This window comes from Burkholderia sp. YIM B11467 (assembly GCF_052952715.1).
The window spans coordinates 1-22,391 of sequence record NZ_JBQVSQ010000003.1 but is presented as its reverse complement, the minus strand read 5'-3'; the positions used below and the strand labels follow the sequence as shown (position 1 = coordinate 22,391).

General features: G+C 66.5%; 11 protein-coding genes and 1 pseudogene. 10 read left to right on the top strand and 2 right to left on the bottom strand.

The annotated features are described in order from the left end of the window. Positions 1–10: 10 nt before the first annotated feature. Together ACTRWB_RS12045 and ACTRWB_RS12040 are read right to left on the bottom strand one after the other, a co-directional pair. Complete coding sequence (locus ACTRWB_RS12045) at positions 11–1,369, bottom strand: MdtA/MuxA family multidrug efflux RND transporter periplasmic adaptor subunit (protein ID WP_446902056.1); 1,359 nt, start codon at positions 1,367–1,369, stop codon at positions 11–13. A gap of 251 nt (positions 1,370–1,620) precedes the next feature. Next, on the bottom strand, positions 1,621–2,445 hold the full coding sequence (locus tag ACTRWB_RS12040) for an IclR family transcriptional regulator (RefSeq protein ID WP_048249443.1): 825 nt from the start codon (positions 2,443–2,445) through the stop codon (positions 1,621–1,623). A gap of 964 nt (positions 2,446–3,409) precedes the next feature. Here ACTRWB_RS12040 and ACTRWB_RS12035 point away from each other — a divergent pair. From ACTRWB_RS12035 to ACTRWB_RS11990, 10 genes and pseudogenes are all read left to right on the top strand, one after another. Further along, positions 3,410–4,993 (top strand): multicopper oxidase domain-containing protein, encoded by a 1,584-nt coding sequence (locus ACTRWB_RS12035; protein ID WP_412022184.1) that lies wholly within the window; start codon positions 3,410–3,412, stop codon positions 4,991–4,993. Between the two features lie 66 nt (positions 4,994–5,059). Beyond that, positions 5,060–6,709, top strand: coding sequence for a multicopper oxidase domain-containing protein (locus ACTRWB_RS12030; protein WP_446902055.1), 1,650 nt, complete (start codon positions 5,060–5,062; stop codon positions 6,707–6,709). A 17-nt stretch (positions 6,710–6,726) separates the two neighbouring features. Further along, complete coding sequence (locus ACTRWB_RS12025) at positions 6,727–15,462, top strand: choice-of-anchor Q domain-containing protein (protein ID WP_446902054.1); 8,736 nt, start codon at positions 6,727–6,729, stop codon at positions 15,460–15,462. After that, a complete protein-coding gene (locus tag ACTRWB_RS12020; protein ID WP_048249436.1) occupies positions 15,459–15,962 on the top strand; it encodes a hypothetical protein in 504 nt (167 codons plus the stop codon). The genes ACTRWB_RS12025 and ACTRWB_RS12020 overlap by 4 nt, the downstream gene beginning before the upstream one ends. 63 nt (positions 15,963–16,025) lie before the next feature. Beyond that, positions 16,026–16,865 carry an outer membrane lipoprotein-sorting protein gene (locus ACTRWB_RS12015; protein WP_419686778.1) on the top strand — a complete coding sequence of 280 codons (840 nt, stop codon included), beginning with the start codon at positions 16,026–16,028 and terminating at the stop codon, positions 16,863–16,865. Between the two features lie 5 nt (positions 16,866–16,870). Further along, the gene (locus tag ACTRWB_RS12010; RefSeq protein WP_412022179.1) at positions 16,871–17,710 is read left to right on the top strand and encodes a hypothetical protein; all 840 of its coding nucleotides are present in this window, start codon (positions 16,871–16,873) and stop codon (positions 17,708–17,710) included. Continuing rightward, positions 17,707–19,407, top strand: a complete 1,701-nt coding sequence (locus ACTRWB_RS12005; RefSeq protein WP_446902053.1) for a c-type cytochrome — start codon at positions 17,707–17,709, stop codon at positions 19,405–19,407. The genes ACTRWB_RS12010 and ACTRWB_RS12005 overlap by 4 nt, the downstream gene beginning before the upstream one ends. Positions 19,408–19,563: 156 nt before the next feature. Next, positions 19,564–20,952 (top strand): cytochrome C, encoded by a 1,389-nt coding sequence (locus ACTRWB_RS12000; RefSeq protein ID WP_446902052.1) that lies wholly within the window; start codon positions 19,564–19,566, stop codon positions 20,950–20,952. A 156-nt stretch (positions 20,953–21,108) separates the two neighbouring features. Continuing rightward, entirely contained in the window at positions 21,109–21,915 is an 807-nt protein-coding gene (locus ACTRWB_RS11995; RefSeq protein ID WP_446902051.1) for a c-type cytochrome, read from the top strand. A 152-nt stretch (positions 21,916–22,067) separates the two neighbouring features. Continuing rightward, a pseudogene (locus tag ACTRWB_RS11990) lies at positions 22,068–22,391 on the top strand (c-type cytochrome biogenesis protein CcsB); the annotation flags it as partial.

Sequence of the window (22,391 nt, the reverse complement as noted above, 5' to 3'; positions counted from 1 at the left end):
GGCCCGCGCGTTATTGGGCCGCTGCTTGCGACGCACCGTGCTTGTGTCCGCCGCGATGGCCGTCCGCGCCCGATGCACCCGACGCCGCACCGGCGCCGTGTGCGCCTGACGCGCCTTTCGGCTTGTCGGCCGGAATCGAGATCGTCGCGCCTTCGCGCAGGCGGTCGGAACCGTCGGTCACCACGCGCTCGCCGAGCGCGATGCCGCTGACGATGCTCGTGCGTTCGCCGTCGACCGGGCCGGGCGTGACCTTGCGTACCGTTACCGTGTTGTCGGGTTTCACGACGTAGACGAACTGGCCGATCGAGCCTGTCAGCACCGCGGACGTCGGTACGATCGTCGCATTGCGCATCACGTCGACGAGCAGCCGCGTGTTCACGAACTGATTCGGGAACAGCATGCCTTCCTTGTTATCGAAGTTCGCGCGCAGCTTGACCGTGCCCGTGCTCGTGTCGATCTGGTTGTCGAGCGTCGCGAGCGAGCCCGTCTCGAGCGGCACGGTGTTGTTGCGGTTGTACGCGGTGACCGACAGCTTCTGGCCCGCGTTCACCTGCTTGATGATCTGCGGCAGGTTGTCTTCCGACGTCGTGAAGATCACGCTCATCGGCTGCAGCTGCGTGATCACGACGATGCCGTTGCTGTCGCCCGGCGTCACGTAGTTGCCGGGGTCGACCTGGCGCAGGCCGACGCGGCCCGACACGGGCGCCGTGATGCGTGCATACGTGAGGTTCAGCTTCGCGGAATCGATCGCGGCCTGGTCGGTCTTCACCGCCCCTTCGTATTGCTTGACGAGCGATGCCTGCGTATCGACGGTTTGCGATGCGATCGAATCCTGCGACAGCAGCGTCTGGTAGCGCTTCAGGTCGAGGCGGGCCGTCGCGAGCAACGCCGAGTCGCGCGCGTGCGTGCCTTCGGCGTTCTCGAGCGACACCTGGTACGGACGCGGGTCGATCTGCGCGAGCACGTCGCCTTTCTTGACGATCTGGCCTTCCTGGAACGCGACCGACTGCAGGTAGCCCGACAGCTGCGTCTTGACCGTCACGTTCGCGAGCGGCGTCACGGTGCCGAGCGCGGACAGCACGATCGGCATCTCGCCCTGCGTCGCGGTCGCGACCGACACGGGCTGCGGCAGGTTCGCCATCGCGGCGGGGCCGCCACGGCTGTGACGCGCGCCACCGCCGCTGCTCGCCCCCTGGGCCGCGCTGCCGCCCGCGGCGGCGGCGGGCGTGCGGTTCCACGGATGCCACCACAGCAGGCCGCCGATGACGACGACCGCGATCGTCCCGACCAGCAGCGTGCGGCGCGGACGTCGTGCAGCGGGTGCGGCAGGATCCTTCGAAGGGGGCGTGGGCTTTTGTTCGTTATCCATCGTTTCTGTCAGGAAGACGGCGCGGGGTGCCGGGAAGCGGACTGCTTGCTGGGCTGCGCGTGGGCATGCGGTGTCGGGAGGGCCGGCTCGGTCCGGGGCCCCGCCGACCCGCGCGGGAAAAGAGCGGTGCGCACCGCGAATGCGGCGCGACGATGGGCATGATCCTACGTGCCGTCCCCGTTACAGTCCAGTGGTCTATCTTTCAACGGGTTACGGTCGTTACAGAACACGGCAGAACGATGACGAATCGATTACATGCTGACGCGCCGGGCCGGTGCGCCGCCGATCTCGCGCGTGATTTTCGCGATGCATTCGTGCAGCGCGGGCACCACGTGTTCCTGCAGCCATTCGGGCGGGCACTGATGCGACGCGCCACCGCAATTCACCGAATAGCGCTGGCCCGACGGGCCGACGAAACCGGCCGCGACCGCATTCAGGCCCTCGCGCCATTCGCCGATCGCGATCGCGTGACCCTCGCGCATCGCGTCGTCCAGCGCGGGGTTCAGGCGCGCGGACACATGCGGCCAGTCGTCGCCCGCCGTGGTGCGCAGCGAGTCGAGCAGCAGGCGGCGTTCGTCGTCCTCGAGTGCGGCGAGATACGCGCGGCCCACCGCCGTGCGCGCGATGTCCATCCGCGAGCCGATCTCGAGGCGCGTGACGAGCACGGCCGAGCGCGGCCGGATCACGTCGATCGCGACCATGTCGAGCCGGTCGCGTACCGCGAGGTGCACGGACAGCGACGTGCGTTCGGCCAGCTCGATCATGAACGGCCGCGACCGCGCGCGGATGTCGAAGTTGCGCAGGAAGCCGTGGCTCAGCTCGAGCACCGACGCGGTGAGCACGAAGCGCTCGCTGTCGGGCAGCTGGAACAGGAAGCCGGCGCTGACGAGCGTCGCGGTGATGCGCGACACGGTCGGCTTCGGGATGCCGGTCAATTCGGTCAGTTCGCGGTTGCTGACGGGGGCGTCGGCAGCCGCGATGCGGCGCAGCACGGCGAGGCCGCGGGCGAGCGCGGTGATCTCGTCGGGCGACGATTCGCGTTCTCGGGATACAGGCGGGGTTACAGTGGTCGACACGAGGGATTCTCTCTAATTCCGAAACTCGATTTCAATTTTGTTGGTATTGTAGGACTATTGTCAAAAGATGCATGTTCCATGGGCAAACCGGTCATTGGATGAGATTTTACGGGTTCACCCTTGGTTTATTAGGAAAACGCTCAAATGAGCATTGCCGGAAAGTACATGAACCGGTGCAAATACCGCTTGACTTGTCGGGCGGAAACGGAAAGAATGTCTCACGTTTTCGAAACATCGTTTCAAGAGTTTAACCGGCAACGATGTTTCGCGCAGTCTCTCAGGTTCTAGCACGGCCCTCGGAATGGCTAGAACTTTTTTAGCGCCACGGTCTCCGTGGCGCTTTTTTTTGCCCGTTGTTCGGTGAAAGTCCAGCCGGCCGGGATCGAAAGAATACCGTTCCACGGCAGCGAAGTCCGCGCCGTTCGACGCGCCCGACATTGCCCGGCCCATGATTTTAATTAATTTCGGCTATCGGGACGATTTCCACAATACGCCGTCGATCTTCCTTCCCTCGGCACTGCGCGTGCCAGTCCGTCGGCGGGCGGCGTGGACAACGGCTGTCGTGACTCCCGCCATGTTCCGTCGCACGCTGCTGTGACCCGGTCCGAGCGCTTGTCGCCCGATGATCCGTCGCGCGGCACGCCCACCGATCGCGGGTCCGCCAGGTAGCCCCGATCCGTCCGGATCCGCCCGCTGCGCCGGCGCACGACGCCGGTCCGCCGCACGCCCGACTGGCGCCGGCCGGGCGCGACCAGCGGGCCTCGCACCCGCCGCCGTACCGAGCATGACACCCCCGCTCGCCGGGGCCCCCCTACGCAAAAGTAGGGGGGTGCCCCATGCCGGGCCGACGCGTCCATCTGCAGAATCCAGATACGGGTCAGTGCGATAACGTCGCCAGCCCGCGTCCGCAGCAGAGCATGACGTCCAGCGCGTATCGCTGGTTGACCCCTAGGATGGAGGTCATATGTTCAGTACCCGCGCGTATTGCAGCAGTGTGGCGGCACTGTTGCTCCTCCTGTGCGCCGTTCCTTCGTTTGCCCAGTCGTTTCGTGTTCAGTGCCCGCCCACCACGCCGTCCCATCCGACCGCGCTGGCGCCAGGCGTCGGCGAGCCCGCCTACACGCAGCCGTCCTATACGGGCCAGGGTTCCACGTCGACCGGCGCCGTGAACGGTGCGATCAAGTGCCAGCAGATCTCGGGCGGCGACGGTTACGCCACGATGGCCAACGGCGTGCAGACCTACCTGTTCGCGTTCGGCCCGCTGTCCGGGCTCGCGGACATCAAGGCCGGCCTGCCCGGCACGCAGCTCGCGTCGGTGTTCAACACCGTCGGCGACCCCAGAACCGACCCGACCTACAACGGCGCGGTCGGCCTGGCCCCCGATCCGGATGCGGGCGGCGCGCTGACCGGCCACGTCGACCCGCGCCCGATCATGGACATCGGCGTGATGAACGGTAACCAGCCGGCGCCGATGATGGCGATCGACGAGGACGACGAGTTTTTCCTCACGCTCACGAACGTCGGGATGATCATGCGCCCGGACCTGTTCGAAAAGCACACGGTGCACTTCCACGGCTATCCGAACGCGTCGTCGTTCTATGACGGCGTGCCCGATGCGTCGGTCGCGATCAACATCGGCGCGAGCTTCACCTACTATTATCTCGCGCCGGATGCGGGCACCTACTTCTGGCACTGCCACATCACACCGCCGGAACACCTGCAGATGGGCATGGTCGGCCAGATCTACGTGCGGCCGCGCCAGGACCGCGTGCCCGCGGGCGTGTCGCTGTACGAATCGCTGGTCACCCAGCAGTCCGACCTGCGCACGCGCTGCGGCAACGACATCCTCTGCTCGACGCCGCTACCGAAGCAGGACACCGGGCTCGTGCGCGCGGCCAACCCCGCCATTCCGCCGACCACGCCGGCGACGCTGTCGCTGTACGCGTACAACGATGGCGACGGCTCGACCGCGTATGACGTCGAGTATCCGATCCAGATCCACGGCTTCGATCCGAATTTCCACTTCGTCGGCATGACGTTCAATCCTGAGCCGTTCACCGACATGAAGGACAAGTTCTTCCTGCTGAATGGCCGCAGCTATCCGGACACGGTGACCGAAGGGGCGATGTCGACGCCCGCGTCGGACAGCTCGATGCACCCGTCGCAGCCGTTGTCGACGCTGATCAACATCCCGGCCGGCGGCCGGGCGCTGCTGCGGATCTCGGATCTCGACGTGACCGAATACCAGACGCTGGCATCGCTCGGGATTCCGATGCACGTGGTCGCGATCAATGCCCGCATGCTGCGCGACATGGCCGGCAACAACATGGCCTACGACACGAATTCGATCACGCTCGGTGGCGGCGAGTCGCTCGACCTGATTCTCGACGCCAGCGACAAGTCGAAATACCACTCGGGCCAGATTTTCTATCTGTACACGCCGAACCTCGATCACCTGTCGAACGATCAGGAGAATTTCGGCGGCCTGATGACCGAGGTTCACATCTGCAGTGCGGTGGATCCGATCACGAAGCATTGCACTCTTTGATGACCTGGGCCTGCCCGAGTCGTCGGGCAGGCCCGGCCGGGAAGTCCTGCACTGAGGAGAAAAGCCGTGGGACACATCACTCACCATGCGTGGACCGCGACGCTCGCCCGCCTTGGACGGCTCGCCCGCGTCGGCGTCGCGACGCTCGCCGCGTTGCTGTCGATGCACGCGCAAGCTGCGGCGCCGGGCATTACCGGCAAGGTATTCAACCTCACTGCCCAGGAGGCGCGCATCACCCAGCCCGATGGCACGAGCGTCTATTCGTGGGGCTACGGCTGCGCGGCGACCAGCGCGACGCCGCTCGTGTTCTCGCCGGCGACGATTACCGGCGCGACCTGTCCGACGATGCAGATTCCCGGTCCGACGCTGATCGTCAGGCAGGGCGACATCATCACCGTGACGCTCACCAACAACCTGCCGGCGGCGGCCGGCAACACGTCGATGCTGTTTCCCGGCTTCGTCGTGTGCACGGGCACCCTGAGCCCGGACGGCAAGACCTGCACCGGCACCTCCGGCGTTGCCGGGCTGCTGGCGCAGGAAGCGCAGCACGGCGCGACGGTGACCTACACGTTCGTCGCGGCGACGCCGGGCACGCATACGTACTACAGCGGCACGCAGGGCGATCTGCAGATCGAGATGGGGCTGTACGGCGCGATCATCGTGCTGCCGAACACGGCGGTCAACACGGCGGGCTGCATGGCGCTGCCGGATTCGGGCAGACCGTTCGGCCAGCACGATTTCCGCAACGCAGCGGCGGCATTCGACAACAGCGCCGCCTGCTATGACCGTGAGTATCTTTTTCAGTTCTCCGAAATGGATCCGCGCATCCATCAGCAGGCGGAGCAGCAGGTCGCGGCGAATACGTCGTGCACCCGGCCGAACGGCTGCATGACCGTCGAGACCGAGCCTTATCACCCGGCCTATTTCATGGTCAACGGCCGTTCGATGCCGGACGACATGGATCCGAACTACGCGCCGCAGTACCCGCACCAGCCGTACAACGGCAACCCGCACATGCATCCGGGCGAACTGGTGCTGCTGCGGATCATCGGCACCGGCCGCTGGCAGCATCCGTTCCACGAGCACGGCAATCACGTGCGCGTGCTCGCGCGTGACGGCAACCTGCTGCTCAGCCCGGTCGACCCGAACCACCCGGCGAACCCGCGGCAGCCGGCCGGCCCGCTGCTGTTCACGACCACCACGACGCCGGGCGTCACGATGGACGGGATTTTCTACTGGACCGGCAAGGGCCTGAACTGGGACGTCTACGGGCATTACGCGGGCGACGGCTCCGTCTGCGTGCCGGACGCGAACGGCTACTACACGACGGCGTCGAACCCGCCGGCCCCGCGCAACGCGCCGAACTACTACGAGTGGTGCCAGGACCACGGCAAGGCGCTCGAGAAGGCGCCGTTCGGCAAGGTCGCCAGCGGCGGGCCGGTCACGTTGCCGGACTCGAACATCCTGACCAACGGCGCCTGGTATGGCGGCAGTCCGTATCTCGGTCCGGACGCCACGACGCGCGCAACGGCCCCGACGGGCACGACGCCGCCGAGCGGCGTACAGCTGAACCCGGCAGCAACGGAAGCAGGCTTCGCGTTCATGTGGCACTCGCATAACGAGCGCGAGATCACGACGAACAACATCTTCCCCGGCGGAATGATGATGATGATGCTCGTTGATCCTCCGGTATTTCCGATCGACGAATCCAATTAGGGGTGGGGAGAAAGGCGATGAGATCCACCAAGCTCACGGCGACGCTCCTTGATCTGTTCAAGGTGGGGGTCGCGGCATCCATGTTGCTGACGGCAGGCGAAGCATGTTTCGCGCAATCGGTCGTCAATCTGACGGCGAAGGCGTCCACGGCGTTGATGCCGGACGGGCAGGCCGTGCCGATGTGGGGCTACAGCTGCACGCCGGCCGCCGTCGCGACGGTGCCGGCCGCGAATGCCACCTGCGCGGCGGCGAATCCGGCCGCCGGCGCGAACTGGTCGCCGGTGGTGATCACAGTGCCGGCAGGGCAGTTGCAGATCAACCTGACGAACAACCTGCCGGCGCCCGTACCGACCTCGCTCGTCGTCGTCGGCCAGCTGGGCGGCGGCCTGGGCGACAAGCCGACGACCACGCCGAGCCCGGCCCATCCGACGCAGACCGCCACGACCTGGCCGATCGTCACGGCGACCTCGACCGCGCCGATGGCGTCGTTCGTGCCGCCCGCGCAAGGGCCGCGCGTCGAGTCGTTCGGAACCGAGGTGGCGTCGTCGACCGATCCGAAATCGCACACGACGCTCACCTGGGCCAATCTCAAGCCCGGCACCTATCTGCTCGAGTCGGGCACGCACCCGTCGATCCAGGGGCCGATGGGTCTCTACGGGGTGCTGGTGGTGAAGAGCCCGAGCGTCCCCAGTTCGACGTGCGCGTCGACGAACCAGGCCTATCCGAAATCGACGTCCTGCTATGACGCCGACGTGCCGCTCGTGATGGGCGAGATCGATCCGGTGCAGAACGCCGCGGTCGCCGCGGCCGTCGCGACCAAGGGCTTCAGCGAAACCGCCGCGTGGTCGGGTCAGCCCGGCGGGTGCGGCGACTCGAAGTCGGTCACGTTCGGCACCTGCTATCCGCCGGTGGTGAACTACGATCCGCGCTATTACCTGATCAACGGCGTGGCCTTCGATCGCACCAACCCGAACGCGTCGGCCTTTGCGCCGAGCGCGACGGTACCGGCGTCGACCGGGCAGGTGCTCGTGCGCCTGGTGAACGCCGGGCTGCGCATGCACGTTCCGGCCGTGGTCGGCGCGCAAACGGGCAATCCGTCCGTTCCCGGCTTCGCGCTGATCGCCGAGGACGGCAACGTGCTGCCCGGCGCCGCGCGCATCCAGAACGCCGTGTTCATGGCGGCCGGCAAGACCTACGACGTGATGGTGAACGCGCCGGCCGCGGGTGCGATGCCGGTGTACGACCGCGAGTTGAGTCTGTCGACCAACAATCAGCGCGATGGCGGGATGCAAGGCTACATCGCGGTCAACAACGCCGAACCGTCGGCGACCGCCGGCATCGGCGAAACGCCGACCGCCGCGGGCGCGAACTACTACTTCGTGCCGGGCACGACGCTCACCGTGTCGGATCCGGCCAAGGGCGTGATCGCGAGCGACTCCGGCGTGTACGGCGTGAAGGTCCAGACGCCGCCCGCGAGTGGCACGCTCACGCTGAACACGGACGGTACGTTCACCTATCTGTCGAGCAGCGCGACGAACGACAGTTTCGTCTATCAGTCGACCAACGGCACGCCGCCGGTGACGGCGAAGGTGACGTTGACCGCCTGCACCACGAGCAACAAGTGCCTGTCGATCCCCACTGCGGGCAATGCGAGTTTTGCGAGCAACATCGCGTCGCAGATTCAGGTCGGCGCGCCCGGCGTGCTCGCCAGCGCGAGCGATCCGGCCGGGTTGCCGCTCACCGCGCAAATCGTCGCGTCGAGCGCGACGAACGGCACCGTGACGCTGAATCCGGACGGCTCGTTTACCGCGGTGCCGACGACACCGCCGCTGGCCGGCAACGGCGCGGCCGCGCAGACGATGACGTTCCAGTACCAGGTCACCAATACGCAGAACCAGAAGAGTGCGAATGCAGGGACGGTGACCGTGACCTTCAATCCCGGCAGCGGGCTGGTCGTGAACGTGATGGATGCGCCGAGCATGGCGCCGGACGCGACCGCGCCGAACAAGGCGGTCAAGCTCACCGACTATCGCTGGATCATCGAGGAAGACCGCACGATGCAGATCGATCCGGCCTGCCAGGTGAATTCGACGACGTCGCGGCCGGCGAACTGTCCGCCGCTGCCGGTCCCGAGTCTCGGCACGAACTTCCACACGAGCTACATGCCGGTGGTGGCGGCGGGCTGCGTCGGCACCGTGGCATGCGAATCCGGGCAGACCGTGTACGACCCGGTCTCCAACACGCATGTGGCGACCGTGTGCGACGTCGGCAACGGCGTGTGCCGCACCGGCCCGAACGTGTCGCAACAGACGCCGGTCGATCCGAAGTACGTGGCGCTCGATCCGACCAAGCATTACTACCTGTCGATCCTGCCCGGCGATGCCGGCAACACGTTCACGAACGGCGGCGGCGTGCCGCCCAACACCACGCGGCCGTTCAGCATCGCGCTCGACTGCCCGTCGGGTCCGAGCGGCGCGGATTTCGCGCCGGGCACCGGCAAGTGCGGCCACAGCATGGGCGGCGCGCCGATTTCGCCCGCGCAGGTCGCCGCCGCGAAGGCGGGGCAGACTGCCGCCGGACAGGCCGGGCAGCTCAACGTGCTGCTGACGGAAACGCCGTACCAGACCGCGAAGCTGTCGGTGTTCGTGTTCGAGGACGATGCGCCGCTGAACGGCGAAGTGGATGTCAGCGGCGGGTCCGACGGATTCGGCACCGCGCGCGAGCCGGGCCTCGGCGGATTCGAGGTCAAGCTCTGGGACGATGCCGGCGGCACCGGCGACCCGACCGGGCAGATGACCTACGACATGTTCAACATGCCGCTGTCGAATTCGCTGCAGGGCACCATCGACCCGATTTCCGGGCTCAATGCGTGCCCGATCACGACGGCGACCGACGGCCTGGTCGGCATGATTCCGACCTGCCCGAAATACGAATCGGATGGCAAGACGCTGTCGCCGCTCGTCGGCCAGGCCGTCATCGCCAACCTGATGCCGGGCCGTTACGGCGTGGTCGCGACGCCGGCGGCCGACCGGATCGGCCGCGGCGAGGAATGGCTGCAGACCAACACGCTTGACGGACAGAAGGCGCACGACGCGTTCGTCAAGGTCGGCGGGCCCGCGTACTTCCAGGAGTTCGGGCCGGCTGGCTATCACGTGTCGATCGGCTTCGCGAATCCGAAGATCATCAACGCGCGCAGGAGCAACGCGGCCAAGACCGGGCTGTGCGACACCGGCGCGTGTCCGAACACGATTACGGGCCACGTGACGAACCTGCACTACGGCCGCCCGCCGAACGAGAACCTGTACAGCAGCGGGTCGCACGATTCGCTGGCGTTCTCGCAATGTTATGTGAGCGTCGGCGATCCGGACGGCGAGGACTACGGCTTCACGAAATGCGACAACCAGGGCCGGTTCACGATCAGCGGCCTGCCGAACGGCACGACGCGCATCACCGTGTTCGATCAATGGAACGACCAGATCGTCGACGGGTTGGCCAAGGCGGTCCAGCTGCCCGCGGCCAACGGGAGCACGACGGTCGACATCGGCGACCTGTCGGTGCTGCAGTGGCAGACGAACCTCTATACGCGGACCTTCATCGACCTGCACGGCGACGGCATCTCGCATCCGGACGACCCGGGCATCGCGCTGGCGTCGGTCAACATGCGGTTCCGCGACGGCAGCTACTCGAACTTCAATTCGACCGACGCCAACGGCTATGCGCCGTTCAACGAGGTGTTCCCGCTGTTCAACTGGTATGTGGTCGACGACGACCAGACGCGCTACAAATCGTCCGGCACGCACGTGGTGTATGACGCGGGCGGTCCGGTCGACCGGACCGGCGTGCCCGGCAGCGGGAACTCGACGATCGCCGCGAACTTCGCGAACACGGTCGAAACCGTGCCGCTGCCGTCGAACCTGCAGGTGCCGGGCGCCCGGTATTGCGCGGACGCGGACTGCGCGTCGACCGGTAGCGGCTCGACCGGGCGGGTCGATCCGCAGTGGGTGAACTCGGAGGCATGGCAGGGCTTCTCCGGCCAGAACTCGTTCATCGAGTTCGGCAAGACGCCGTTCGGGAAGGGCGAGAACGGCGGGATACGCGGCGAGGTGATCTATGCGTCGACGCGGCCGTTCGACGATCCGACGCTGCTGATCCACACGAAGTGGACCCCCAACGTACCGAACGTCACGGTGAACCTGTACCAGGAGGGCACGGCGACGGACGGCACCACCAACCTGACGCTGGTCGATACGACCAAGACGGCGAGCTGGGACGACTGGGCGCAGGGCTTCCGCGCGGACGGCGTGACGCCGAACATGAACTGCCCGGGCCAGGATCCGAACGACCCGTTCTACTTCACGCTGAAGAACAGCACCAACTGGCTCGATCCGCAACATCGCCAGCTGCCCGCGAACGCGCAGTACAAGTGCTACGACGGCATGCACGTGTTCAACCAGATCCAGCCGGCGCCGTATGACGGGATGTACAAGTTCCCGAGCGTGACGGCGACGGATGCGAGCGGCAAGCCGGTCGCGTCGAACTGCACGATCTGCGTCGGGAAGAACCCCGTCGACGGTACGCCGATGCTGCCTGCCGGCAAGTACGTGGTCGAGATCATCGTGCCGCCGGGCTACGAACTGGTGAAGGAGGAAGACAAGAACATCCTGATCGGCGACAACTACATCGCCCCGGTGACGCAGCAGTTCGGCGGGATCGGCGCGGTCTTCATCCTGCCCGACCAGGCCGCGGTGAACTCGACGTACAACAAGAACAACCCGCAGAACATGACCACGAACCTCGGTTCGACGCCGCATGCCGAAGGCGACACCGGCAGCGTCGAGCGGTTCTGGCCGTGCGTCGGCGAATTGCGCATCGTGCCGGACTACATGAGCCTGTTCCCGGGCTCGAAGGAAGTCGCACCGTTCGCGGGCGCTTCCCGGCATCTTTGCGACCGCAAGGAGGTGATGCTCACCGATGAGGAATCGGTGCTCGCGAAGTTCTGGATCTTCAGCTCGACGCATGTCAGCGCGCACTACACGGGCTTCATGCTCGACGACTTCTCGTCGGAGTTCGATCCGTACTCGCCGCAGTTCGGCGAAAAGTTCGCGGTGCCGAACGTGCCGATCTCGTTCAAGGATTTTTCCGGCAACGAAATCTCGCGCACCTACTCGGATCAATGGGGCATCTACAACGGACTGACGTTCTCGACCTGGGAAGTGAATCCCCCGAACCCGACCGGTTATGCGCCGACGATGATGGTCGCGTGCATGAACGATCCGGGCCCGATCCCCGATCCGCAGCACCCCGGCAAGACGATGTCGGACCCGCTGTACAACCCGGCATACAGCCAGTTCTGTTACGAGATTCCGTTCATGCCCGGACAGACGCAGTACATGGATACGCCGGTGGTGCCGGTGCAGTCCTTCGCCGACGGCTACAACCAGCCCGACTGCGCGTATCCGGATGCGACGCCCGCGATCTCGAGCGTGACCGGCGACACGATCGGCGCCGGTGCGGGCCCGTGGGTCAGCGCACCCGGCAAGCAGTTGACGATCAACGCGCTGGGCGACCAGCAGGTGCCGAATCATGCGTACACGGGACCGAACCAGAGCACGGCGCCGTTCAACCAGAAGTTCATTACGCGCCACTACGGCTTCGGCGGTACGCAGGGCACCGGCACGGTCACGATCGCGGGCGTCAATGCGACGGTCGTGTCGTGGAGCGACTCGAAGATCGTCGTTCTCGCGCCCGACCTGAGCCTTCCGTCGCTTCCGTCGCTGACGGTGCCGTCGACCTGCACGATCCAGCAGATGGGCGCGGCCGCGACGCAGTGCGGCGAGCTCGTGATCACGGCCGGCAACGGCAAGCGGTCGATCGATGCGATCACCGTGACGATCGGCGGCAAGGCGCCGACCTACGTGAGCGGCGAGAACGGTGCGAGCAATGCGCTGCAGACCGCGATCAACAATGCGAGCGCGGGGGACATGATCGTCGTCGGCCCGGGCACGTACAACGAGATGCTGGTGATGTGGAAGCCGGTGCGGCTGCAAGGCGTCGGTGCCGCGTCGGTGACGGTCAATGCGAACACGCATCCGTCCGGCAAGCTTGATCCGTGGCGCAGGCTGATCGCGTGCCTGTTCGGCACGTCGCTGGACGGTGGGACGATTTCGGCCGCGTACGACCCGACGAAGCCGATTTCGCCGACCAACAACCCGTACGATCCGTCGGGCACCTATCAATGCTCGACGCAGATGCAGGGGCACGTGGATCCGATCCCGTTCGAGCCGACGGTCGGTTGGGACAGCTCGCAAAACGGCAATCTCGGCGAGCTGTTGATGGAGCCGTCGCTGATGGGCGCGTATGAAGGCGCGGGCATCACGGTGCTGGCCAAGGGCGTGCAGACGAGCGCGAACTGCAGCGCGAACGGCGTCTGCACGCTGCTCACGAAGCACGATTGCACGACGGACCCGAACAACCCGAACTACAGCAACTTCATGTGCAATCCGTCGCGCATCGACGGGATCACGTTCACCAACAGTTCGCAGGGCGGCGGCGGGATCTTCCTGCACGGCTGGAACCACTATACGGAGGTATCGAACAACCGCGTGACCGGCAATGCCGGCACGCTGTCGGGCGGCATCACGGTCGGCCAGGTGGAAGTGCCGGACGGCACCATCGCCGCGGACGGCGTGACGCAGTTGCCGTTCATGTACAACACGTTCGTCAACGTCCACCACAACGCCGTCACAGGAAACGCGTCGTATGGCGACGAGATCAACTCGACCACGCCATCGGCGGCCGGCGGCGTGACCCTGTGCTCGGGCGCCGACTACTACCGCTTCAACTACAACTGGGTCTGCGGCAACATCAGCGGTGGTGACGGCGGCGGCGTGGCGCACTTCGGGTTCAGCTACAACGGCGACCTGTCGCACAACGTGGTGTTGTTCAACCAGAGCAACAACCCGACGTTGCCGACGTATGGCGGCGGGATCATCGCGCAGGGCGTGCCGCCCGACGGCACGTTCTGCGAGAACTCGACCGTCGACGTCGATTGCGCGCCGCAGCTGTCCGACGGCATCGGCCCGAATCTCGTGATCGACGGCAACCTGATCATGGGCAATACGGCGGAAAGCGGGAAGGGCGGCGGCCTTCGGCTGCAGAACGTCAACGGCACGGACGTGCAACGCAGCCTCGGCAACCCGAACAACTGGTACCAGGTGCGCGTGATCAACAACATCATCGCGAACAACGTGGCCGGCTGGTCGGGCGGCGGCGTGTCGCTGCAGGATGCGGTGCGCGTGAACTTCATCAACAACACGGTGATCTCGAACGATGCGACGGCGTCGGCGGGCGTGCTCTTCAATACGCCGGCCGCGTCGCAGTCGAACGTGCCGCCGCCGGGATGCACGAGCAGCCCGAACAGCGCGGACTCGACGTGCACGAGCTTCATCGAGGCGTCGACGCAGCAGCCGGCCGGGCTGGAGACGGCGGGTCATACGCAGAACCTGATGGCAGCGTTCGTCCCGCCTGCGGGTTTCACGGGGCAGGTCACCTGTCCCGCGAATTCGCCGAACTGCATGAAGTTCTCGAACCCGGTGCTGGCCAACAACGTGTTCTGGCAAAACCGCTCGTTCTACATCTCGGTGAGTTCGCAGCCGAACCCGAACATCCCCGGGGTGCAGAACGCGGTCACGCTGAACCCGGTCCTGAACCAGAAGGGGCTGTCGACCGGCACCTGCGTGACGGGCGGCACGACCCCGCCGTTCTATTGGGACATCGGCGCGTACGGCGACACCGGGCCGGCCAATCATCAATCGGGACTGACGATGAACCCGCAGTACTCGATCATGACCAGCACGGCGGGTTACGGCGCGACCAACAAGGCAGCGAACCCGCAGACGGTGGGCCAGTACTGCAACGGCTCGCGGGTGCCGCCGGAAGCCGGCGGAAACGGCTTCGCGGTGCCGCCCGGGATTGCCGACGCGGTGATGCCGAACCCGCTGTTCGGCCTGATGCCGACGGCCACGCCCGATGAAGGCAACCAGTGGATCAACATGTCGTACGGGCCGCTGTCGCTGTTCAACGAGGCGCTCACGCAGGGCAGCACGGGTTACAACGTGATGATGGGCAACTACTCGATCAAGGGCACGTCGCCGGCGATCGGGGCGGCCACGGCATCCGGCGCGCCGAATCACGACATCTTCGGCACGCCGCGGCCGCAAGCCAACGGCTACGACATCGGCGCTGTCGAGTACGTGACGCCCGGCCTGCTCGGCGGCCTGCTCGGTGGCGGCACCCCGATCGATCCGCTGGCGCTGGGCAGCCAGCCGACCGGCCTGGCCGCTCTTGTCCCGAAGGGCATCGGCGGAATCCCGGGCATCGGCGGAATCCCGGGCGTCGGCGGAATTCCGGGTGTTGGCGGAATCCCGGGTGTTGGCGGAATTCCGGGCCTGTTCAACGGCGGCGTGCCGCTGCCGCCGATCCTCGCCCCGGCACTGCGGCGGCCGCTGGCAGGCGCGCTGCGGCTGGCTCCGCCGGCGCGGCCGCTGCCGGCAGGCGCATTGACGCAGTCTCCGGCGCTGGCGCGGCCGCCGTCAGGCGTGCTGTTGCAGAACCCGGCTCAGACGCCGCTGCGTGCACGCACGCGGACGCCGGTGCAAACGCCTGCGCAAACGCGTGCGCTGCCGCCGGTGCGGCTCCCGGCGCCGACCCCGGCACCGGCGGCGCCCGCGCCGCTCGCGGGAGCGCTGCAATGAAGCCGGCGGCCTTCCGTGCGGCATCGATGCTGCTGCTCGCGTGCGGCGCCTGCCTCGCCGCGGTCCGGCCTCAGCCGGCCGCGGCCGGGCAGGATGCGCCGGCCGAGCCGGCGGCCCGCCGGCACTCGCCTTACCTGCCGGTGAGCCTGCCGCGGCAGGCGAAGGCCTATTACCAGATGGCGAAGGGCATCGACGACCTGCACGTGCGCAGCACCGCGTCGGGCAACCTGATCCGCTTCAGCTACCGCGTGACCGATCCGGAGAAGGCGCGGCTGCTTGGCGACACGAAAGCGACGGTCTATCTGTACGGCGAAACGAGCCACGCGTTGCTCGTGATTCCGGTGATGGACCAGATCGGCGCGCTGCGGCAGACCGGTCAGCTGGAGACCGGACACGAATACTGGATGGTGTTTTCGAACAAGGGAGGGCCGATCAAGCGCGGTGAACGGGTCAGCATCCTGATCGATTCGCTGCATGTCGACGGGCTGGTGGTCGAGTAATCACAACCATGCGCATGCCGCCGCGCATCGACAACAGGCGGCCTGCATGCGGGGAGAGCAGTCATGAACCGGTTTCTTTTCAAGTCGATTTCGGCGGCGTGCGCCGCCGGCTTTTTGACTTGCGGCCAGGTCGCATCCGCGGCTTCGGCGGCGGGGAATGCGCAGGCGGCGTCGGCGTCGCATATGGACGCGGCGCAGATCGCCGAGCGCAATATCGCAGCCCGTGGCGGGCTGCAGGCGTGGCGGGCGGTGTCGTCGATCAGGATGACGGGGCAGCTCGACGCGGGCGGCAAGAAGAACGTCAGGCTGCCGTTCACGCTGACGTTGAAGCGCCCGCACAAGAGCCGGCTCGAAATCCAGTTCGAGCAGCAAACCGCGTTGCAGGTGTACGACGGCTCGCAGGGCTGGCTGGTCAGGCCGTACCTCGGCCGCAACGATGTCGAGCCGTATACGCCGGCGCAACTCAAGTCCGCCGCGTCATCCGCCGAACTCGACGGTCCGCTGATCGACTACGCGAACAAGGGCACCACGATCCAGGCGCTTGGCACGGAGCAGGTGGAAGGGCATCGCGCGTATGTGCTGAAGCTGACGTCGAAGGATGGCGCGTCGCGGCGCCTGTGGGTCGACGCGTCGAGCTTTCTCGAACTGAAGATCGATGGAGAGTCGCGCGTGCTGGACGGCAAGACGCACGGCGTCACGGTTTTCTATCGCGATTACAGGAAGGAGAACGGTCTGGTCATGCCGCACACGCTCGAGACTGTCGTGAGCGGCGTCAAGGAGACGCACCGGATCACGATCGAGCATGTCGCGCTCAACGAGACGGCCGACGACACGATGTTCGGCAAGCCGCCGCTCACCTTCGCGAAGGCGCCGAGTCACCCGGCCGAGATCCGGACGAGGTGACAACCATGGGACGGATCGGATCGTGGGTGCTCGCCGGCTGCGCGATGGCGGCCTTGTGCGGGTGCGAGCAATTGCCGGGGCAGGGCCTCGGCGTGGACCAGATCGTCGAGAAGAATATCGCGGCGAGAGGTGGGCTCGACGCGTGGCGCAAGGTCCAGACGATGGTCTGGTCGGGCCATGTGGACAGCCCGAACGCGCCCGTGCGCGACATGCCGTTCATCCTCGCGATGAAGCGGCCGAACAAGACGCGCTTCGAGATCACCGTGATGAACCAGAAGGCCGTGCGCGTGTTCGACGGTCGCGAAGGCTGGAAGCAGGCCGCGAGCGGCAGCGCCGGCTTGCGGTCGTACACGCCGGGCGAGCTGATGGCCGCGCGCGACGAGCAGGTGATCGACGGTCCGCTGATCGACCACGATGCGAAGGGCATCGGCGTGACGCTGGACGGCGTCGACCCGATCGGCGGGCACGATGCGTACCGCCTTGCGGTGAAGTTGCCGTCCGGCGCGGTACGGCATGTGTGGATCGACGGGCGGACGTTCCTGGACGTGAAGGCCGACCGCCAGGTGCGCGGCCCGAGCGGCCCGCTCACGGTGGAGGTGAACTACGGCAACTTCAAGCGCATCGACGGCCTGCAGATCCCGCTCAGGATCGAGAGCGGAACGGCGGCCTCGCCGACCAAGGACACACTGATCATCGACAAGGTGTCGCTGAATCCGCCGCTCGACGATGCGCTGTTCGCCCGGCCCGCATCGCCGGTCGGACGCCGTCCGGCGTCGATCGATGCGCACGTGTCGCAGGCGCCGCCGGTACCGCCGGGCGCCGGCTGGCCGACGGCACGGCCATGAGCGGCATCCGGGGGCGACTGCGCGCCCTCGCGGCGGCGTGCCCGCCGGCCTCGCGCGGGCGGCTGGCGCGATGGGTGTTGCTGGCCGCGTTGTGCGCAAGCGCGGGTCATGCGCTCGCCGACGACGCAGCGGCGCCCGTCGTGCCGGCGGATGCCGGAGAAGCGATCTTCCAGCGCGGCATCCTCGGTTCGGGCGCACCGCTCGAAGCCGCGCATCAGGACGGCGTGCGCCTGCGAGGCGCCGCCGCCGCCTGCGTCAATTGCCATCGGCGCAGCGGGCTGGGCTCGAAGGAGGGCAACAACACCATCCCGCCGGTCACGTGGCGCTACCTGGTGCATCCGCGCGAGCAAACCGCCGAGGATCTCGACATCCCGTACGTGCCCGGCATGCGCACCGACCGCGAGCCGTACACGGAAGAGCGTCTCGCGCGCGCCTTGCGCGACGGGGTCGACCCGGAAGGCCGGCCGCTCGGCAGCCTGATGCCGCAATACGCGCTCGGCGATGCCGACATGGCCGCGCTGACCGGCTATCTGAAGCGTCTCGATCGCCGCAAGCCGTCGGGCGTCACGGACACGGTGCTGCATTTCGCGACGATCGTCACGCCGGACGCGGACCCGGTGAAGCGGGCGGGCATGCTCGACGTCCTGCAGCACTACTTCGCGGACAAGAACACGTTTCCGTTCGGCACGACGCCACCGCTGCGTTCCACGCGAAGAATGATGTTCATGGTCAATCGCCACTGGGAACTGCATGTGTGGGAACTGAAGGGGCCGCCGGACACGTGGCGTGCGCAATTGACGCAGTTTCTCGCCCGGCAGCCGGTGCTGGCCGTGGTGTCGGGGCTCGGCGGCAGAAACTGGGCGCCGGTCCACGACTTCTGCGAGGCGGAGGCCGTGCCCTGCCTGTTTCCGAACGTCGAGGTGCCGGTCGAAACCGACCACGATTTCTATTCCGTGTACTTCTCGCGCGGCGTGCTGCTCGAATCGGACCTGATCGCGAAGCGCATCCTGGACGAAGCCGGTGCACGGCCGCCGCCGCAAGCGGTGAAGACAGTCTGGCAGGTCTATCGCAGCGGCGACAACGGCGAGCGCGGCGCACGCGCGCTGGCTGCCGCGCTGAAGGCGCACGGCATCGCCGTGTCGAATCGCGCGCTTGGATCCGGCGACAGCGTCGCGCGCGCATTGCGCCGGCTGCCGCGCGACGACGTGCTCGTGCTGTGGCTGCGGCCGCCGGACCTCGCGGCGCTCGCTCACGTGCCGCCCGCGTCGGACACGGTATTCATGTCGGGGCTGCTCGGCGGGCTCGACAATACGCCGCTGCCGACGAGCTGGCGCGGCGTGACGCGTATCGCCTATCCGTTCGACCTGCCCGAAGGGCGGCGCGTGCGCGTCGACTATGCGTTCGGCTGGTTCTCGATCCGGCGGATTCCGATGGTCGCGCCGCAGGTGCAGGCGGACACGTATCTCGCATGCGGCCTGCTCGCCGAGACGCTCAGCCATCTGGTCGATGCGTTCGTGCGCGAGTATCTCGTCGAGCGCATCCAGGACATGCTCGAGCGCCGCATCCTGACCGGCTACTACCCGCGCCTGACGCTCGCGCCCGGGCAGCGCTTCGCGTCGAAGGGCGGCTATATCGTCCGCTTCGCCGGGCCGGATCGCCTGAAACTCTCCGCCGACGGGGGCTGGATCGTCCCCTGAGCGGCCGCGCGCGCAGAGATGGAGTAGGGATCAGACCGCGTAAGGAGGGAGTCGCCCCATGCCGGTTTTCATGGGCGCTTCGCACAATGAAGACATCGTCCGACGTGCGCATATCGCGTCGGAATGGAGCGACACACGGCATGGGGGGAAACAGCCATGACAACGTTCCTAGCCGGCCATCGCGCGCGTCCTCGCTGGAGGCATTGCGGCTGGATGGCCATGCTCGCGACGCTCGCGTTGCTGCAGGTGTCGGCCGCGCGGGCGCTGCCTATCTTCGCGCGCCAGACCGGGCAGAGCTGCGTCGCGTGTCATGCCGGCGGACAGTTTCCGGAACTCACGCCGTATGGACGCCTGTTCAAGCTGAACGGCTATACGCTCGGCGAGCGCACGATTCCGATCGCCGCGATGGCCATCGGCGACCTGAGCACGACGCGCGGCAACACCGACTCCAGCGGCAACAAGATCAATCCGAAGAATGCGCTGCCCATGTTCGATTTCGCGAGCGTGTTCCTCGCCGGGAAGATTACCGACAAGCTTGGCGGATTTGCTCAGTTTACCTACATAAACTACGATCACCAGGACGGTAACGGAAAGTGGAAAGGCCACTGGACGTCGGACAACACCGACTTCCGCTTCGTCGACCGGATCATCACCAGCGCGAACGACCTGATCCTCGGCGTGACGTTGCACAACAACCCGACCGTGCAGGACGTCTTCAACACCGCGCCGGCCTGGGGCTATCCGTACATCTCGTCGACGATCAGCCCGGTCGCCAAGATCCCGAGCCTGCCGCTCCTCGAAGGCGGGAGCCTTGCGACGCAGGCCGTCGGCACGGGTGCCTACCTGTACTGGAACAAGCTCGTGTACGCCGAGCTGACCGCCTACAGTACGGCCGACGGCATCTGGTCGTTCCTGAGCCACGGGAACAAGCCGGGGGATCCCGTCCACCCGCAGATCTATCTGCGCGGCTACAACCCGTATGCGCGCATTGCGCTGACGCGCGACTGGGGGCCGCACAGCCTGATGGTCGGCGCGTTCGGCTTCAGTGCCGAAGTCTATCCGAACGACCCGAACAATTTCCCGATCTTCGGCACGGGCGTGACGCGCTATCGCGACTACGGCTTCGACGCGCAATACGAGTACCTGCTCGAACCGCACACGGTCACCGCGCAGGCGCGCTATGTGCGAGAGAACATTCACGATCCGAACAATTTCGTGCTGGCCGACAACACGGCGGCGAATCTCAACTCGCTTCGGCTCAAGGCCTCGTACGTTTACCAGAGCAAGTACGGCATCTCGTTGTCGTTCTTCAACACGACAGGTACGCCGGACAGCGCGCGCTACTCGGCCAGCGCGAACTTCTATCCGAATACGCAGGGCTGGATGCCGGAAATCTTCTGGATGCCGGTTCAGTACGTGCGCGTCGGCCTGCAATACACGCACTTCACCCGATTCCTCGGCGCGGCGACCAACTATGACGGCAACGGGCGCAATGCGAGGGACAACGACACGCTGTTTCTCTATCTATGGGTCGCGTCGTTCTGACATCCCGTCCGGCGTTTCCCGCACACCGGACCGACCGAAGCACGCGCGGCGAGCGGGTGTCGCGCATCTCGCATCGCGTCGCGATGCGGGCACGTATCCCTGTCGAACGGAATCGATTCGGCAGGCGAAGGAAGTTGCGGCAAGGAGGTGGCTGACATGAACAAGGTGGCCCATATCGTCTCGCTCGCGATGGTGCTGGCCGGGGCGGGTTGCCACGACCTGGAGCGGTCGCGACAGGTCGACAATCCGGCCGTGCCGGGCAAGACCATCGCGCTGCAGGTGTGTTCGAACTGCCATGGCGCGACCGGCGTGTCCGTGTCGCCGATGTTTCCGAAGCTGGCCGGACAGCGCAAGGAGTACCTCGTCGATCAGTTGACCGACTTCAAAAGCCACGCGCGTGCCGATCCGAACGCGAAGCGGTACATGTGGGGCTTCACGCATCTGACCGACAGGCAGATCGACGAGCTTGCCGCCTATTTTTCGGGCCAGGAGGCGGTGCCGGGCGAAGCCGGCGATCGCACGCTGCTCGACGCGGGCAAGGCGATTTTCGTGGGGGGCCTGCCGGACAAGGGCGTTGCGGCCTGTATCGGGTGTCATGGCCAGCATGGCGAGGGCATGAGCCGGTTCCCCCGTCTCGCCGGTCAGCATGCGGACTACGTGGTGAAGCAGCTCACGATTTTCCGGGAAACCGAGACACGGCCACGCGGCGCGATCATGAAGTCGGTCTGCGCGAACATGACGGAGCAGGACATGCGCGCCGTCGCGGCCTATGTCGAGGCATTTCCGCCGGAAGCCGGCGTACCGGCGAGCCCGGCGGAAGTCGGTGCATCGGCAAAACCGGCGGAAGGCGGTGCATTGGCGAGCCCGCCGGAAGTCGGTGCATCCGCGAACCCGCCGGAAACTGGCTTATCGGCGAGCCCGTCGGAAACCGGTACATCGGCGGGCCTGCCGGCCGAACAATGAGCAAGCGCCGCCGAATCGGCATCGCATGCGGCACATGCCGCGCGGCGGGCAGGCAACCGGCGCCGGCAGTGATCATTTAGGTGTCTCGTCTTCCCCGGGACGGGGCGCCTCTTTTTCTTCCAACCCTGCACGGGTCCGTTCAGGTGAATACCATGAAAGCGATGCAATCCTCTCGCGGCGGTGCGGTGCCGGTCGCCAGGCTGCCGTATCGGCGACAACACGCGTCCGCCGCGGTTCGTGCTTGCGAGCCGGGCGACGACCGTCCGTTCCTCGCGCGCCTGTCGCTGTTCGACTGGTTGTTCGCACTGGCGCTCGTGGTGGGCGCGGGCTATGCGCTCGCGCACTACAACGCGCACATGGATGACTACGACAAGGCGGTGATGATCGGCGCCGTGCCGGCGCTCATCACGCTCGGCTGGCGCTGGAAGCCCGCGCGGCTGATGATGGCGTCGATCGCCGTGATGTCGCTGCTGTCG